This is a genomic window from Paenibacillus sp. GD4 (assembly GCF_030846225.1).
Classification (GTDB): Bacteria; Bacillota; Bacilli; order Paenibacillales; family NBRC-103111; genus Paenibacillus_G; species Paenibacillus_G silviterrae.
In genome coordinates this window covers 506,257-521,961 of record NZ_JAVCYK010000001.1, presented here as the reverse complement: position 1 = coordinate 521,961, position 15,705 = coordinate 506,257, and the positions used below count along the sequence as shown (strand labels likewise).

Here is a 15,705-nt window from a genome sequence, read left to right as displayed (position 1 = left end):
CATGTCCATCACTATGACGAAGCATTACATCGCAAGACAAAGGCTGCTGCATCAAAGGATAGCAAGTGATTTTTTCGGGAAGCCGGAGCAGGTTGTTCAGTATATGGGAGCATTGCAGGCACAGGATTACCACCAGGTACTCTGGGCCGTAGGATCTCGTTTGCAGTCCGCATCCGTTACCGAGGTGGAGCAAGCCATTGCGGAGGGCAAGATGGTCCTGACATGGCTGCTGCGAGGTACGATACATATGGTATCCTCCGATGATGTCCGATGGATGCTAAAGCTGGTCGCTCCGCGGCTGCAGGCTAGAGAACAGAAAAGGCATGAGCAGCTGGGGCTCACGAAGGAAATGGTGGAACGCAGCAGGGATATTATAGTCCACGCGCTGCAAGGAAACCAACGCCTAACCAGGGATGCGTTAATGGAGCTGCTTGAAAATTCTGGGATCGGCACAAGCCATCAACGGGGTTATCATCTGTTATGGTATTTCGCGCAGAGCGGACTTATTTGCATGGGACCCAAGGAAGGCAAGCAGCAAACATTCGTTTTGTTGGAGGAATGGGTACCGAGGAGTAGGGACCTTTCGAGAGAAGAAGCGCTTGCCCTGCTGGCGGAACGCTATTTCTATGGACACGGTCCCGCAACGGTGCAGGATTTTGCCTGGTGGGCTGGGATTACCTTATCGGATGCGAGGAAGGGCTTGGAAGCCGTTTCATTTTCATTAGAATCACTGGAGATGGAAGATCGCGTTTATTGGGTTAGGGCGGATGGATTTGCCGGGCGCGAAGGACAAGTGACGTCCGTTCACCTTCTCCCTGGATTTGATGAATATGTCCTGGGTTATAAGGAACGCGATGTCGTCTTGGAGGCGGAGTTTGCACCGCGTGTGGTGCCTGGCAATAATGGTGTGTTTATGCCGACAATTGTTATCGATGGGCAAGTCAGCGGTATATGGAAGCGTACGTTGAAAAGCAAGGGCATACATATGGAAATCGACCTGTTCCTGCCTATGGGTAACAGAAGGAACGATATGGAGGAGGCTGCCCGGCGCTATTGTTCGTTTATGGGTATGTCATTGCTTGACCTTTCGATATCCTCATAGCAGCAAGGAGGAAATCACTAGTAAATGGAGAATGTATAGGAACAATGATACCAAACATTCCCATTTTTGAGGTGAAGTATGAAGATTGAGATCATTGAACGACCGGAGCTGAAGGCAGCGGTGCTGAGGATTCCAAGAGATGGGAAGTGGGTAAGGGAAGCGTGGAAGGAGATCTCGGTCCTGCTAGAAGGCAACCCGGCCGTTACGGATCGGGAGCATGGGTATGTGTTTGTCCCGGAATGGCAATGGGCAACAGAGGTAACGACATTGTGGGTGGGTATGACGGTGGATCGCTTGGATGGCTTGCCTGCGGGGGTAGAAACGATAACGATTCCTCCGAAGCGCTTCGCAAAGCTTATAGTCCAAGGAGATCACTCACAGATGGAAGCTGCTTACGGCTCCTTAGCTCAATGGTTTCGTGACTCAAGCTACGATCGGGACATTAGTGAGGGCTCCTTCAGCTATGAGAAAAATCCCCTGCAGCCGGTCAACCCGTTTGACATTCCTGCCGATGTCATCGATCATTTTGATTATGAAATTTACGCGCCGCTTCACGCTGAGGGAAAAACAAGCTTACTGCCGCCGGCTTATCCCGAAATCATCGGGGTGGAAGTACGCAGAGGGAGCGCCGGTCGAAGACTTGTCGGGCTTGAAATGGACGTGAACCAGAAGGAGATAAATCCTGCGGTTGCGATTCCACATTTCTGGCAAGAGGTCATGCCAAGGCTTTCCGAAACGAAAGACCGCAAGAAGCCTTACGCTACTATCGGACTTTATCTTTATGAGCCGCCGTTCGGTCCCGGTCAAAATTTCCGTTACTTAGCAGGTGTGGAGATTATGCCTGATTCGAAGGAGCCTATTCCCGAAGGCATGGTGGAGAGGACGATACCGGATCACGATTCGGTTGTCATTACTTACCGCGGCAAGGCAAGCGGATTCGGACGAGTGTGGGACTATTTCCACGGCTACTGGATGCCGCGGCAGGCGGATTATGACGCTATCGACGATTACGAATATGAACTTCACGATCACCGGTTTGTCGGCGCAGACGATGAAGCATCCGTGTTCGAGCTTCATTTCCCTGTACGCAAGAGGATTCGGGATGCTCGATTGACGGAGAAGATTGTCGTTGATGAGAAGGGAGGTCATGCTCTGCAGGATCTTCGCGGGGAACATATTCGTATGGTAAGCTTCCAGGGAGCGAAGCTTTATGGAATGGATATGAGGGACACGCAGCTGAAACATGTGAATTTTGTCCATGCCAGCTTGGAGCATATATATTTTGCAGGCGTGCATGTTCGCAGTATTCAGATGGGAGGCACCTTGTTCGAGGATATCAGGCGACCGGATGCTGCAGAGAGCCGATTGGAGGGGGAGCCTGGTACGAAAGGCTGGGTGAATGTAGAGCCGGTCGTGTTCCGTGACAGTGATCTTAGTACAGCTGTGTTTGAAAACTGCGATTTAAGCGATGTCAACATTACGGGCTGCAAGCTGGAGGGACTTCGAATCGACGGCATTCCCATCGCGGAACTTTTGGATCTTTACCGAAAAACAAGCTGAATCTTTCTAGCCGCTCTTTCATGAGAGCGGCTTTTTTGCGGATCACCTCCACATTACAGGAAAGACCGCAGTTGAATTGTTTTTTCCTAAGGAAAGAGGGTATCATCAGGAGACATCTCAGCTGACATTGGGAATACTAGAAGATGGTAGAGCGGGAGAATCAAATTCTTTGACAACAATAGATGCTGGGTATATAATTGCTATAGCAATTAATTAGGTTCGGGAGGTCATTTCTTTGAAGCTGGAGGATTCGTTCGGGTTTCTTATCAATCATGCTGGAAGGAGAATGAGCCAGCTGTTGACCCTGCATTTTCAGGCTTATGATATTACAACCGAGCAATGGACCGTCCTTCATCGGCTAGCCGAGCAGGATGGAATCAGCCAGAAGGAGCTTGCCCGCCGAACGGAGAAGGATCAGACGAATATTACCAGAATACTGGATCATCTTCAGCGCAAAGGTCTGATTGAACGGAGAGCGAATGCGTCGGACCGGCGTTCCTTTCTTACGTACATTACAGACAAAGGCAGGGGGCTTGACCAGACGCTTGTTCCGATTGAGCAGCGAGTCATTTCCTCCGTTATGCGAGGTTTTACTGAGGAGCAGATTCACATCCTGCGGGAGTTATTGATCCAAATGACCCAAAATACGAACCAAGACATCCGAGAACGGGAGGAAACAGAGTGAATACCGCAGGTGAACCAAAGCTATGGAATCGTAATTTTGTTGCTGTTTGCTTCAGCAGCTTTTTTTTGTTTATGACGTTTTATATTCTTGCTGTGACGCTCCCTGTCTTTGTAACCGAAACACTGCACGGAGGACAGCAGCAGGTCGGTTTAATCATGACTTCATTTATTATTTCGACAGTCATTTTGCGCCCGCTGACCGGCAAGTGGCTTGATCAATATCAGCCTAGATGGATTCTCTTATTCGGATTGCTGCTGTTTTCGGCTTGTACCGCAGCATATATGTACACGGAAGGCTACTTGCCTCTCCTGCTGCTTCGGTTTATACACGGCATTTCGTTCGGAATTGCGGCGACTGCTACCGGTGCCATTGCCGTCGAGCTTGTACCCGAGAACCGCAAGGGCGAAGGGGTTGGCTATTTCAGCTTGTTTATGAGCCTGGCCATGGTTGTGGGACCCTTCTTAGGCTTAACGATCATTACTTACTCGAGCCATTGGGTACTGTTTATCGTATGCATAGCCTTTGGGCTTATGGCCTTGAGCTGCGGGGTGATGATACGAATTCCCCATAAAGCCAGATCAGTGAGGACAGCGCAGCCGACGGTGAAGGGCTGGAGAGGGTATATTGAGCCTAAAGCGCTGCCGATCTCGGTGACGGGCAGTTTTCTCGCATTTTCGTACGGGGCCATTACTACGTTCTTATCTGTCTATGCTAAGGCCATCGGGCTAGGGAAGCACGCCAGCTATTTCTTTATGGTGTTCGCGGCGATGATCGTCATTTCCAGACCGTTCACCGGCAAATGGTTCGACCGCTCCGGACCAAATACGCTGGTGTACCCGGGAGTATTGCTGTTTACTGCGGGGATGATCACCTTGAGCTTCGCTAATTCCGCCGCTATCTTCTTCACAGCTGCCGCTATGCTGGGACTGGGCTTCGGTGCGCTGCTCCCGAGCTTTCAAACGATAGCGATCCAAGCCGCACCGCTCCATCGAAGAGGACTGGCTACAGGAACGTATTTCCTGCTGTTCGACCTCGGATATGGACTTGGCTCTTACGTGCTGGGAGTTGTGGCTGACCGTACCAATTATCATACGATGTATTTTGTAGCAGGATTGGTCGTTGCTTGCTCCGCGGCATTGTACTATGTTTTGCATCACCGTAAGCAGATCGTTCCGGCGGCATTGACGGAATAAGAGATTCCAAGAGAGATGCATGAAAGTGCGTCTCTTTTTTTTGCAGAATAGTTATTGACCAATCACTTACTATGCCATATAATAGCATTAATAATTGATTGATTAATCACTTACTGAAATGAAATGGGGATGAGATCATTGAAAAAAGCATTGGTGTTGGGCGCTACAGGTGGAACGGGTTCGGTAATTACAGAGGAACTGATCAAACGGGGAGTGGACACAGTCATTTTCGGCCGTTCTAAGGCGAAGCTCGAACAGCTTGCCATGCGGCTTGGAAATCCTAAGCATTTGACACTCTACGTCGGCGACGCTTTTCGGTCAGAAGACATTTTCTCGGCATCGGAAGGAGCGGAAGTGTTGTTTCATTGCGCGAACGTGCCTTACCATGAAATGGTCAGTAAGCTGATCCCTTTGGGAGAGGCGGTTATGGAAGCGGCCAAACAGAGGGGCTTGAAAGTAGTTGCCGTTGACGGAATCTATCCCTACGGGAGAAAGAGGATGGAAAGAGTAACCGAGGAACATCCGAAGCAGCCGCATACCAAAAAAGGAAAAACACGACTGGCATTCGAACAAATGATATTTAGTCACCGCTGGGATAATGTGCAGCGTTTGATTGTCCGACTGCCTGATTATTATGGCCCTACTGCCAATGAAGCTTCCTATCTCGGTTCGACTCTTGAGGCCATTGCAGCCGGTAAAATGGCTTTTTTTATCGGGAACATGCACATCCCCAGGGAGTATGTATACTTGCCCGACGCCGCGAAGATGATCGTCGAACTTGCCGGGCGAGACAGTGCTTATGGACAAAATTGGAACATTCCGGGAACAGGGATCATCTCTGGCCATGACATTGTTCGCATCGCGAAAGCGGCCAGCGGGAAAAGCAAACCCGTCATTTCGCTTGGCAGAGTAAGCTTGTCATTAATCGGACTATTTATACCGGTAATGAAGGAAATTGTGGAGATGTTATATTTAACGGAAGAGCCGTTGATTCTGAGCGGAGAGAAGTACCAACGTCAGATCGGTCCGATATCGTCAACTGGCTTTCAAGAGGGGATTACGGAAACGATTCGTACGCTAATGCAGGCACAGAAGGAATAATTGTGATTGATTGATCAATTATAAACGATGTACGTCCTCCGTTATGTTAAACATGCGGGAGGATGTATTGGTGAGGTGGCTGCAGAGAAAAGAAGGAGGGTATTCATCAGCTCGATCAAATTATAAGGACTGCTGCTGGAGCAGGTAATGATAGATGCCCTTCTGCTGAAGAAGCTGATCATGCGTTCCGCTCTCAACAACGGCGCCTTGGTCCAGCACGACAATTAGATCCGCGTGGCGTATCGTGCTGAGCCGGTGCGCGATAATCAGCGTCGTTCTTCCTTGCAGCATCTCGCCCATATTGGACTGGATGATTCGCTCCGATTCGGTATCCAGGGCGCTTGTCGCTTCATCGAAGATAAGGATCCGCGGGTTGTTAATGAGCGCACGCGCTATGACAATCCGCTGGCGCTGTCCTCCGGACAGCCGGATACCGCCCTCGCCAATCATCGTATCGTAGCCGAGCGGTAGCGCTTCGATAAACTCATGGGCACCGGCCAGCCTGGCTGCACGCTCGATCTCCTCCATGGTGACGTTCTCGCTGCTCAAACCGATATTGTCGCGAACCGAGCCTCGGAACAGCATCGTCTCCTGCTGCACGACGCCGACCTGTTTGCGAATCGAGGCAGCATGCACCTCCCGCAGGGGGTAGCCGTCAATATATATGGCTCCGCTTGACGGCTCGAGAAGCTTGAGCAGCAAATTGGCTATGGTCGATTTGCCCGAGCCGCTTCGTCCGACTAGAGCTACCGTTTGCCCCGGTTTCAGCTCCAGGTCCAGATTTTGTAGGATCATCTTCCCTCCGCGGTAATATTGGAACGAAACCTTCTCAAATAGGATATGGCCTTGAATGGACGGAAGCATTCGCATGTTACCCGGCTCAGGGTGCTCCGGAGTAGATTCATATACATCGTTGAGCCGCTCCATGGAAATGCGTGCCTCGGAGAGCTCTCCGCTTCGCTGCGAGATCATTTCCAGTGCGAACAAAAAAGAAGTGAAGAGCACGGTGTAAGCAACAAGCTCACCAACGCTCAGCTGCCCCTCCAGAACGAAGTTGGAGCCAAAATACAGCAAGGCCACCTGGCTTATGGATCGCAAGCCCGATGCCGCAGCCTTGGCGGCAGCCTCAAGCCGATTGCCCTCCAGCCGCAGCGCCAGTAATCGGCTTAGCTTGCTTAGCAGCTTGCCACGGATGGCACGCTCCATAGATAAGCCTTTAACGGTCGCGATGGCTTGAACTGCCTCGACGATCTGCGTCTGGGATTCTCCCTCGGCAATGAGCTGTTTACGAACATTGCGGCGCATCTTTGGCAGCAGGTAGGCATAGAGGCCGATATATAGCGGCATAAGAGCGAAGGAGATGAGAGCAAGACCTAGATGGTAATAAGCCATCAGTCCTCCATAAACAAGCAGGGTCAAAATATCAAGCAGCAGCTCTATGGCACTGTCGGTCATTAATCTGCGTATCTTTTCGTTCTCGTAGACTCGTGTCAGGATGTCCCCTGACGTTCGTTTTGTAAAGTACGAATAGGGCAGGCGAAACAGCTGACGATAGAAGCTGTCCAGCATGGAGTGATCGATCGCTTGGGCAAGACGTCCGATCAGCTTCTGCCGAATGGCGATACTAGCGGTATTGAAGCAGACTAGCGCAAGCATGGCGACGACAAGAATATGGAGCAGAGACCAATTCGCCGTGTCCAATACACGGTCGAAAATTTGTTGTGTCATTACCGGAAAAATAAGAAAGACCAGCTCGATCATGACGGATAAGCCTAAAGCGGACAAGAGCAGCTTCTTGGAAGGCTGAATATAGTCTAGATACCTTTTCCACAGTACTTCCCTGTCATTCAGCGGAGCAAGAGGACCGGCGGGCTGCATGGTGATAACATAACCGGACCAATGATTACGAAAAGTATCGAACGAGACGGTATCGATATACCCGAGTGCCGGGTCCGCGACAATGACCCCATCCTTTCCGACCTCGTACACGACAATGTAGTGATTGCCGTTCCAATGCGCGATGAAAGGCGTCGGCAGCTCGTTCAGGAGGCTGCTCGCCGTATTCAGCCCTTTGGCCGAGAATCCGAGAGACTCAAGGGTTTCGATCAGCCCGAGCATGGAGGTTCCTTCGGCTCCTACATTGCAGCGTTCTCGCATCCGGTTTACGCTGGCGTTCAATCCGTAATACCGGGAAATCATCGTTAAACATGTGGGACCGCAATCCATCTCGCTCTGCTGCATGAGCACAGGGAATTGGCGCCGCCATTTCCAAGCATTCCAAGAATTCCAAAGCTTAGCGGTACGCGAGATGGGTGGCGCCGATTCGTCGGAAGGATGAAAATCACTCTGCAGTGCAGCTGCCGGCTCAGCCTCCTCGGGGGCTTCAACCATCACCATCGCTTGGGCAGTATAGTGGGCGGAGATCCGGCGGATCGATTCCAGGATGACGGGATACTTCTGGATCAGCTCATCGAAATCCGTTTTGGACAGACGAAAGGCGGTCACGGTCTCTGCGGCACGAATCGTCGCCTTGCGCGGTTCTCCGGTAAGCAGCGCCAATTCGCCAAAAAAATCCCCGGGATAAAGCCGGTTGACTATCGCAGCCTCAGTCCCTTTCTCCACAAGCGCGGAGCCGGTCTTGACGATATAAAATGCGTCGCCGACCTCTCCCTCGCTAACGAGACAAGAGCCGGGCTCGTAAATGCGAACCTCCAGCAGGTCGAGCAGCGAACGTAGTGCGGCATGGTCGACATGGGTAAGCACCGTGTTGTTTTTCAAAAATGTACGGATGACATCCGAGGAAATAAACTGCCTGAAATAATTATCTATGGCAGGGTGCTGGGCAACCATGTCTTGAAACTGACGGCGGCCGAGGCGCAGTACTTCCAGTGCCGTGGATGCACGGATCGTAATAGGCGGGGCCGATTCTCCGTCCAGCAGGCTGTGCTCACCGAAATGCTCCCCTGGCAGCAGCAAACCGAGATTCGTTTCCCGCCCTGCAGCGGAGAATCCTATTTTTCTAGCTTTGCCGCTCACGATGATATAAAAGGAATCCGCGGGACTAGCTTGGTCGATTATCATTTGCCCCATGGAAAACGTCTGCAGCTCAAACTGCTCGGCAAGAAGCAGCTTCTCTTCTGTAGTAAATACATCGAATAGGGGAATGTGATGCAAATAATGTAGGCCGTTTCCGTTCACAAGCTTCATCCCTCACCTAAGCTCCATAGATCTTCATGTATTTCGAGTGTACGCTGATACGCTTCCAGCTTATATAGAAACAGCTCTTCTCTGATTTTTTCTTTGAGAGCCTCGTTCAGCTCGGCCGGATAAAGCTCTTCAACCAGCAGAACGATGTGCCCGCGTTTCCGTTCGAACGGACCTAGTACGGAGCCCGGCTCTGTGTTAAAAACGGCCGCCGCTGTTTCCGGCTCGACATCCTCGCGGCCGACAAATCCCATATATCCACCGGCTTTGGCCGTTGTATCATCCATGGAATACTCGCGCGCCAGCGCATGAAAGTCGGAGCCCTCCTCCACCCGAAACAGCAGTTCCTGTGCAACGCCATGTTCACTCGTTACAATGATAGAAATCTCGGCGAGATCATACCGGCTTGCATTTTCTAGGAAATGCCGATGAATGTCTTCATCGGATATGGTGTGCCGGGCTAAAGCTGCTCTAAGCACCTGCGGCTTTTGCAATGCGACAAGGTCATCCAGCGACATCGACCGGCGCTCCAGCCATTCACCTGTCTGAGCGGTCGTAAATAACCCGTTGTCGCGGCGGAACCGGTTGACCGCGGATTGCAGGGCGGCGGTGTCGGCGGTAAGGCCAAGCGTATCGGCCCAGCATTCCATCGTCAAGTCCTCCTTGCAGCGGCTGACCGCCGCCAGAGAGGCGTCAACCAGCAGCCTTTGAAGCAGCTGCTTCAGGGTCATTGCTCTGTGATTGATGCGTAGTGCAAACGTGTTTGCCGTGTCCAAAGTTACATTCCTCTCGTTATCAGCTCTTGCAATTATTCTAGCATGCAGTACGGATTTATAGCGATTCTTTTATTTTTTATGACTTAAACCAAACTTAAACTAGAGGGAATATAATGATGCCATCATGAAAATGGAGGTTATGACGATGACAGAGAATAATGAGAAGAAGCTGAATGAGAAGGAATCCGTCGAGCTTAAGGATTTGTCGCAGGAGGTTTCCGAGGAGCAGCTGAAGGACGTTAAGGGCGGAGACTTTCACATGAGTACCAGACCTATTGTAAAAAAGGTAGCTATTCGTCCGTGATATTGCAGCAGAAAAGAGGGGGTGTCCCAAAAGTAGAAATTCTACTTGAGGGAACACCCCGTTTGCTTATGTGGAACTAAATTTCGCTTGATATAGTGGAAGGAGGAAGCCTATCCCGCCGAATTTGGAGCTCCTTTGGCTCCCACTGCCGCTACCTTTCGCATGTGACCCTCTTTCATCCGCATGAAGGTAGCATCCGTATCCGTCTTGCTGAAACTATTGCGATCACCAAAAAAACGCCGCTGATGTTCGTAGGGGGAGGTAGTCTTTACGTATCTTTTTCACAGCTTTTTTCAGCGGCTTATCTTTGGGGTTATTCGTTAACTCTTCTCCTAACCGATTTACCACCCTCTTTAACCTCTCTGATGTGATCTCGGTTTCCTCATTCATCTCGCTCGTGCCATACTCGGCTGCATCAGCATGTTCTATCTGATCCATTTCTTGAAGTAGGTCTTAAATTTTGTCCTGTAGTTTCGCTTGATGCTTATCCGTTGATGGTAGTTGCTTTGACCTCCGCAAGGAGAGTGCTCTATGAACAGCTTGTCGTCCAACCGTTCAATGGCTTCATTGACAATGCGGACCACATGGTTAGCCGGAATCAGCTCTCCTAGCGAAGGCGGAAGAAAGAGCCGGTCCATCTCATAGGCAATAAAAGTAACCCGACGACGTGTACCATCGCAGGTTACTTGTTTTTCATCCAGTTCCAGCGGCAAACTTCCATTTTACCAAAATTGAGCGATCTTTTCTTATTTACTTACCCCAAAAGGGGCTGGCCCAGTTCCTTGAAAATAGGACTCATCTGCGAGTCAGTGGGAAAATAGCTTCAGCGCGAGTTTTGGATTGCCGTCATTTCCATAACATCTAATCTATTGACGGCAACCAAGTGGTTGAGCTTAGGCTGAAGGTATTTTCCCACGACCAACGATAAGATGGTCATATTTTCACGGACTTATGGGACAGACCCTTTTACTCTTTCTTAAGATTCACTGCCGAATTTGTAACCAAAGCCGCGTATTGTCAAAATATATTGGGGGCTTGCCGGGTCCTTTTCGATTTTTCGGCGAAGATGGTGGATATGGACCATGACGGTCCGTTCGTCGCTCATTCCGTTCAAGCTCCAGATCCTCTCGTAGAGCCTGCTTACACTAAAGACCTGTTTCGGATGCTCCAATAGAAGAAGAAGTAGCTGAAGCTCCTTGGCAGGCAGTGTGATCGGCTTACCATTCACAAGCACCTTCAACTGCTGCTTATGCACGGTAAGCCATCCATCCGTCCATACATCCGAGCTGTTCCCGACAGGGGGCTTCTGGTCGGCAGAACGATAGCGTCGGAGAGCGGCATGAACCCTTGCAACGAGCACCTCCGGCTCAAACGGCTTCGTTACATAATCATCTCCGCCGACGTGTAATCCCGCTATGATGTCTTGCGGCTCCTTTTTACTGGTAATGAAGATAATGGGAAGATCCGAGCGGCTGCGAACCAGTTCAACCAGCTTCATTCCGTCCATTCCGGGCAGCATGATGTCCGATATCATCAAGTCGTACGCCGATCGTTGAAACAGCTCCAGCCCTTGCTCCCCACTTAGGGCAATATCCACGTGATACCCTTCCTTCCGCATATAGATGGCGACTAGCTCGCAGATGTCCGGGTCGTCTTCAATTAGCAGAATACTCGTGGTCATGTTATCCTCCTTCGGTATTTCTCCCCGTGTTGGCTGAGGAATCTCCAAGCTTAGCCGGAAGGGAAATAAAGAAGTCGCTTCCTTGGCCGGGATGGCTCCTGACGCCGATTTCGCCTTGATGGCGTGCTATGATCTCCGTGCAGATGGCCAGCCCCAGGCCGCTTCCTGTCGTGGACTGCCAGATGCCGGGAATCCGGTAGCGGCGCTTGAAGATATGCTCGAGTTCACCTTCCGGGATACCAATACCGGAATCCTTCACATGGATCGTAACATGCCCGTGATCAGAACCCTCCGGTATCCGAAAATCGATCCAAACCCGAATATGTCCGTCATTCGGGGTGTATTTTACCGCGTTGGAAATGAGATTGGCAAAAACCCGCTCGAACCGGAACCGATCCAAAGCAACGAGGAGCTCTCGCTCCATGGGAAGCGTTAGATCGTGTTCTTCCCATGTCAGAGTGATCCCCTTTACCATTGTATCGGCAGCATATCTTTTACATAATTGGCGAAGAAAGGGCAGCAGCGGCACTTCATCCAGCTGAAAAGGTGTTTCCCCTAATTTCAACTGGCTCAGCTCGACAACATTATCAATCAGCTGTTCCAGCAGCAGACTCCGCTCATAGATGCGTCCGGCATACGCCGGCGCTTCTTCCGCTGCAATGACCTCCGTACTGATAGCCTTGGAAAAACCTTTGATAGCTGTGATCGGTGTCGATAAGTCATGATGAACCTCGGCCAGCAGCTTGCTGCGTGCTTGCTCGATGCGGCTTAATTCCAGATTTCCCTGCTCCAGCTGCAAATTGAGTGCCTGAAGGGAGGAGGTTCGCTGCCGAATCGTCTCTTCCTGCGATGCAATCACTTGGTTCAGCTCCATCGAGAGCATTTCGGACTGAGTGACAGCCCTTGTGAACAGCAGAGATAAATTAAGCAGCTGAGTCAAGAGGAAGAACAGCAGACCGAACGACACGAGTCCCCCGTACGATATGTAACCGGTATAATACAATACCTCATGGATCACGGTGAGAAAGAATACGAGAAAGCCCAGCATGTTGGCCCACGATCCGATTCTTCGTCGAAACGCAGCGCGAATGTAGACATACATAACGTAAAGAAATACAGGGAACAGCAGCACGATGACGTAGGGAACCATGAGCTGTGTATATACTTTAGCGGGCGTTGCGAGCACAAAGGCCCCAAACCCGGTCAGGGCTACGACAAATGGAAGAAAGATGCGAGGGACCGCATCCTGTGGATACTGCTTATTCACAAATACAGCTAAGCTGATAATGGTGACGATTTCCGACAGGTATTCCAGCTTCACTCCCCATTCCCAAGACAGCCCCGGGAACAACACATACACGAACGATTCTCCAAGCAGAGAAGACCTTATGCAGATGGCCAGACATATAAGTCCAAACCACAAGGCGGCACGCTCCTGCCTGCGGAATAGGAAGAGGAAGGCAGAGAAGACGGTCATGAGCAGCAAGCACCCGGTCACAAAGGTCCAGAGCATGACCCGGTTTCTTTGCAGCGACGCAATGTCCTCAGCATCACCCAATTCGATGCTCTCCCAAATGCCTCCCGTACGCTGAGCAAAGTTAGACACCTGGATTATGATTTCGTTGTCTCCGGGTCGAGGTTGAAAGAAGTATACCTTCGGGTAGCTTCTCGGAACCATGTGCTTGGCATCGGTGCCGACCGTCCCGTTGCCGTCCACCCGCTCGCCGTTGATCCAGAAACGGTAGGCTGTGGCGACGTTATTAAAATACAGACCGAGCGGCTGTCCTGCCACCTCGCTGGATACGACGAATTGCATCCGGTATGTCGCATAGCCTTCATTGGATAAGGCTTGTCCATTGTTCTCATAAGACTTCCATTGGGCGGGTATGGTAACGGTTAACGCGTTCCCGGGCGCCCCCTCGGCGAAATCACCGGGCTCAAAAAGCCGGTTCCAATACAGCTCCCAAGGTCCACTCAAGGAAACGCTCCCGTCTTCTCTTGGATGCCATTGCTGCAAGTCTTGTTTATTGGAAGCAGCGTTGTATTCAAGTGACGTTGCCCAAGCTGATGTTAGTGTATTGCACCAGATCAGGAGCCCTATCAGTAAGCAGGCAGCGAATTTCATCAAGTCCACTCCCCAGTTACTATGTATTCTGACGTATCTTCAGGTGTATTATCGGAGAATTCCAGATGGAATTTAAGCAAAAGTTTGGCGGGAGTGGAGAGGCGAGACAATTTTTTTTCATGTATATAAGTTTTGAACGGCTTCTACCTTTTGTTTCATGAGCAAAATAGCTTCATCAGGTCCTACAATTTGTGCATCCTCGGCCATTTTCCAAAGCTGATCCACATAAAATTGCAGATCCTCTTCTGCAACATGCAAAACAGCGTGACCGCTTCCGTCCTCATTACGTCGGATGAAAGGAGCGAAACGAGGGTCTGATTCCAATATCCATACCCCCTTCATCGTAAGAGTAAATCGAAGCTCTGTTTGTTCCAGATGGGTTTTTGTCGGCTTGTCCAGTAATGTCAATTGATTAATATCCTCCCTCCATGAAACCGATTCGTCGAACGAAGCGGACAAGATCCGATCGGCCCTGAATTGCCGGATATCTTCCTTCAGAAAGCAAAAGGAGGGACAGTACCAAAACCCGGAGCTGGCGTAAATACCAATCGGCTGTATATTCCTTCGGGTGACGCCGGTACTCGATTTATATTCGATCGAAACTACCTTCTGCATCATAATGGCACTCAGCAAGGTTTGAAGTATTTCTGGTGACATCCATCGATAAGGACTCCATATCATGATTCTATTCTCTAAGCGATCGATATGTTTTTTTGTATCGGCGGGTAAATGATGATAGAACTTGTCAAGTGCCGAATCCCCACCTTCATCGAAAGGAAGCGCACTGATAAACTTCAGCGATCGGCACGCAAAAAAAATGGCGACAGCTTCACTCTCAGTGAAGCTGATCGGGGGTAGAAGCCTTTCATGGAGTAACCGATATCCTCCGCCTCGACCTTGGATGGAATAAATCGGAACCCCGAGCTCCCCTAATTCTTGCAAGTCTCTTGCGATGGTTCGAGTTGAGAGGCCAAACTCATCCGCCAGTTCCTTTACAGTAAATGACTTTTTGGCATTAATTCTCATCATCATCAGGATCAATCGCTGTGACTTCTGCATCGAATCCCTCCACACATCCATGATTAATTTGATAATACCACAAAAATAAGACATAAACTGTCATATTTATATGATATAGTCGCCTTGTTGGACAGTTAAAGGAATCGGGGGAATGAAAATGGATGGGAAAGCGGGAAAAGAAGATAAAGTTGGAATTGTTTTTATTGCGGGAGCGGGCTTGAAGCCATGGATATGGCATAAGGTAGCGGAAGCCATGGATTACCCCTTTTTGATTATTGACGCTTCTACCGGAAAAGACTCGATTCGATCAAGAAAAAACTTCTTCTTTGATGATTATATTTCGATTATGAAGAAGCAAGTGGAGGAATGGGGGGTAACGAGCTTTGTCATTGTGGCTCATTCGCTCGGAGGCGTTCTCGGACTACAGCTGGCATCGGAATTGAACGACAGACTGAGGGGATTCATAGCCGTTGGAGCTGTTATTCCCCCGAAAGGAGGCTCCTTTTTGTCCGCCTTTCCATTTACTCAAAGAATGTTCGCTTCTGCCATGATGCGGCTGCTTGGGACGAAACCGCCTGACTTCGCTATTCGGGATGGTCTTTGCAACGATCTGCCGGCGGAGCTGACGGATCAAATTGTCCGCCAATTTATTCCCGAGTCAATTCACGTGTATACGGAGCGAGTGAAAGCGTCTCTTCCAAACGTCCCGAGGTTATATGTTAAGCTGTCCAAGGATAAGCAATTAAGCTTGTCGTTACAGAATCAAATGATCTCCAATCTGGCGCCACAAGAAATAAGGAGCATGGAAACCGGCCACCTGCCGATGCTGGCAAATCCAGAAGGTTTGCTTAAGACCCTGACGGATTTCATGAGGGATCATGTTGGCATCCAAAACAGATAAAATATGAACGAGCTTTCGAAACTCCTTCCCACACAAAAGCCCTCGGTATCGTT

Annotated in this window: 14 protein-coding genes; 7 read left to right on the top strand and 7 right to left on the bottom strand. The window is 50.1% G+C overall.

Annotated features, from left to right (window positions below; all coding sequences use genetic code 11):
* The first annotated feature begins 1 nt into the window (after position 1).
* From RAC89_RS02335 to RAC89_RS02315, 5 genes are all read left to right on the top strand, one after another.
* Entirely contained in the window at positions 2–1,102 is a 1,101-nt protein-coding gene (locus RAC89_RS02335) for a winged helix DNA-binding domain-containing protein (protein ID WP_306611513.1), read from the top strand.
* Between the two features lie 78 nt (positions 1,103–1,180).
* Positions 1,181–2,662, top strand: coding sequence for a GyrI-like domain-containing protein (locus RAC89_RS02330; RefSeq protein WP_306611511.1), 1,482 nt, complete (start codon positions 1,181–1,183; stop codon positions 2,660–2,662).
* A gap of 235 nt (positions 2,663–2,897) precedes the next feature.
* Complete coding sequence (locus RAC89_RS02325) at positions 2,898–3,347, top strand: MarR family winged helix-turn-helix transcriptional regulator (protein WP_306611510.1); 450 nt, start codon at positions 2,898–2,900, stop codon at positions 3,345–3,347.
* Complete coding sequence (locus RAC89_RS02320) at positions 3,344–4,540, top strand: MFS transporter (protein WP_306611508.1); 1,197 nt, start codon at positions 3,344–3,346, stop codon at positions 4,538–4,540. Before RAC89_RS02325 ends, RAC89_RS02320 begins: the two co-directional genes overlap by 4 nt.
* Positions 4,541–4,669: 129 nt before the next feature.
* A complete protein-coding gene (locus RAC89_RS02315) occupies positions 4,670–5,641 on the top strand; it encodes an NAD-dependent epimerase/dehydratase family protein (RefSeq protein ID WP_373429890.1) in 972 nt (323 codons plus the stop codon).
* 120 nt (positions 5,642–5,761) lie between these two features.
* Here the strand turns inward: RAC89_RS02315 and RAC89_RS02310 are convergent, their stop codons facing one another.
* Both RAC89_RS02310 and RAC89_RS02305 read right to left on the bottom strand, forming a co-directional pair.
* On the bottom strand, positions 5,762–8,848 hold the full coding sequence (locus RAC89_RS02310) for a peptidase domain-containing ABC transporter (protein WP_306611506.1): 3,087 nt from the start codon (positions 8,846–8,848) through the stop codon (positions 5,762–5,764).
* Entirely contained in the window at positions 8,845–9,621 is a 777-nt protein-coding gene (locus tag RAC89_RS02305) for a peptidylprolyl isomerase (RefSeq protein ID WP_306611505.1), read from the bottom strand. Before RAC89_RS02305 ends, RAC89_RS02310 begins: the two co-directional genes overlap by 4 nt.
* A gap of 145 nt (positions 9,622–9,766) precedes the next feature.
* Here RAC89_RS02305 and RAC89_RS02300 point away from each other — a divergent pair, with 145 nt between their 5' ends.
* Positions 9,767–9,925 (top strand): hypothetical protein, encoded by a 159-nt coding sequence (locus RAC89_RS02300; protein ID WP_306611504.1) that lies wholly within the window; start codon positions 9,767–9,769, stop codon positions 9,923–9,925.
* A gap of 225 nt (positions 9,926–10,150) precedes the next feature.
* On the opposite strand, the gene RAC89_RS02295 is transcribed toward RAC89_RS02300, so the two are convergent.
* The 5 genes from RAC89_RS02295 to RAC89_RS02275 all read right to left on the bottom strand — a co-directional run bounded on the left by RAC89_RS02295 (position 10,151) and on the right by RAC89_RS02275 (position 14,763).
* Positions 10,151–10,363: a hypothetical protein gene (locus RAC89_RS02295; RefSeq protein WP_306616171.1), complete on the bottom strand. Its 213-nt coding sequence runs from the start codon at positions 10,361–10,363 to the stop codon at positions 10,151–10,153.
* Entirely contained in the window at positions 10,351–10,638 is a 288-nt protein-coding gene (locus RAC89_RS02290) for a hypothetical protein (RefSeq protein WP_306611501.1), read from the bottom strand. The genes RAC89_RS02295 and RAC89_RS02290 overlap by 13 nt, the downstream gene beginning before the upstream one ends.
* Before the next feature lie 263 nt (positions 10,639–10,901).
* On the bottom strand, positions 10,902–11,606 hold the full coding sequence (locus tag RAC89_RS02285; RefSeq protein ID WP_306611500.1) for a response regulator transcription factor: 705 nt from the start codon (positions 11,604–11,606) through the stop codon (positions 10,902–10,904).
* A gap of 1 nt (position 11,607) precedes the next feature.
* Positions 11,608–13,584 (bottom strand): sensor histidine kinase, encoded by a 1,977-nt coding sequence (locus RAC89_RS02280; protein ID WP_306611499.1) that lies wholly within the window; start codon positions 13,582–13,584, stop codon positions 11,608–11,610.
* Positions 13,585–13,848: 264 nt separating this feature from the next.
* The gene (locus tag RAC89_RS02275; protein WP_306616026.1) at positions 13,849–14,763 is read right to left on the bottom strand and encodes a helix-turn-helix transcriptional regulator; all 915 of its coding nucleotides are present in this window, start codon (positions 14,761–14,763) and stop codon (positions 13,849–13,851) included.
* A gap of 145 nt (positions 14,764–14,908) precedes the next feature.
* Here RAC89_RS02275 and RAC89_RS02270 point away from each other — a divergent pair, with 145 nt between their 5' ends.
* Complete coding sequence (locus tag RAC89_RS02270; protein ID WP_306611498.1) at positions 14,909–15,652, top strand: alpha/beta fold hydrolase; 744 nt, start codon at positions 14,909–14,911, stop codon at positions 15,650–15,652.
* Positions 15,653–15,705: the final 53 nt, after the last annotated feature.

Excerpts from the sequence above, each read along its gene's own strand:
- RAC89_RS02270 (WP_306611498.1), top strand. The coding sequence starts at position 14,909 with ATGGATGGGAAAGCGGGAAAAGAAGATAAAGTTGGAATTGTTTTTATT.
- RAC89_RS02335 (WP_306611513.1), top strand. The coding sequence starts at position 2 with ATGTCCATCACTATGACGAAGCATTACATCGCAAGACAAAGGCTGCTG.
- RAC89_RS02285 (WP_306611500.1), bottom strand. The coding sequence starts at position 11,606 with ATGACCACGAGTATTCTGCTAATTGAAGACGACCCGGACATCTGCGAG.
- RAC89_RS02275 (WP_306616026.1), bottom strand. The coding sequence starts at position 14,763 with ATGATGATGAGAATTAATGCCAAAAAGTCATTTACTGTAAAGGAACTG.
- RAC89_RS02315 (WP_373429890.1), top strand. The coding sequence starts at position 4,670 with ATGAGATCATTGAAAAAAGCATTGGTGTTGGGCGCTACAGGTGGAACG.
- RAC89_RS02330 (WP_306611511.1), top strand. The coding sequence starts at position 1,181 with ATGAAGATTGAGATCATTGAACGACCGGAGCTGAAGGCAGCGGTGCTG.
- RAC89_RS02310 (WP_306611506.1), bottom strand. The coding sequence starts at position 8,848 with ATGAAGCTTGTGAACGGAAACGGCCTACATTATTTGCATCACATTCCC.
- RAC89_RS02295 (WP_306616171.1), bottom strand. The coding sequence starts at position 10,363 with ATGGATCAGATAGAACATGCTGATGCAGCCGAGTATGGCACGAGCGAG.
- RAC89_RS02300 (WP_306611504.1), top strand. The coding sequence starts at position 9,767 with ATGACAGAGAATAATGAGAAGAAGCTGAATGAGAAGGAATCCGTCGAG.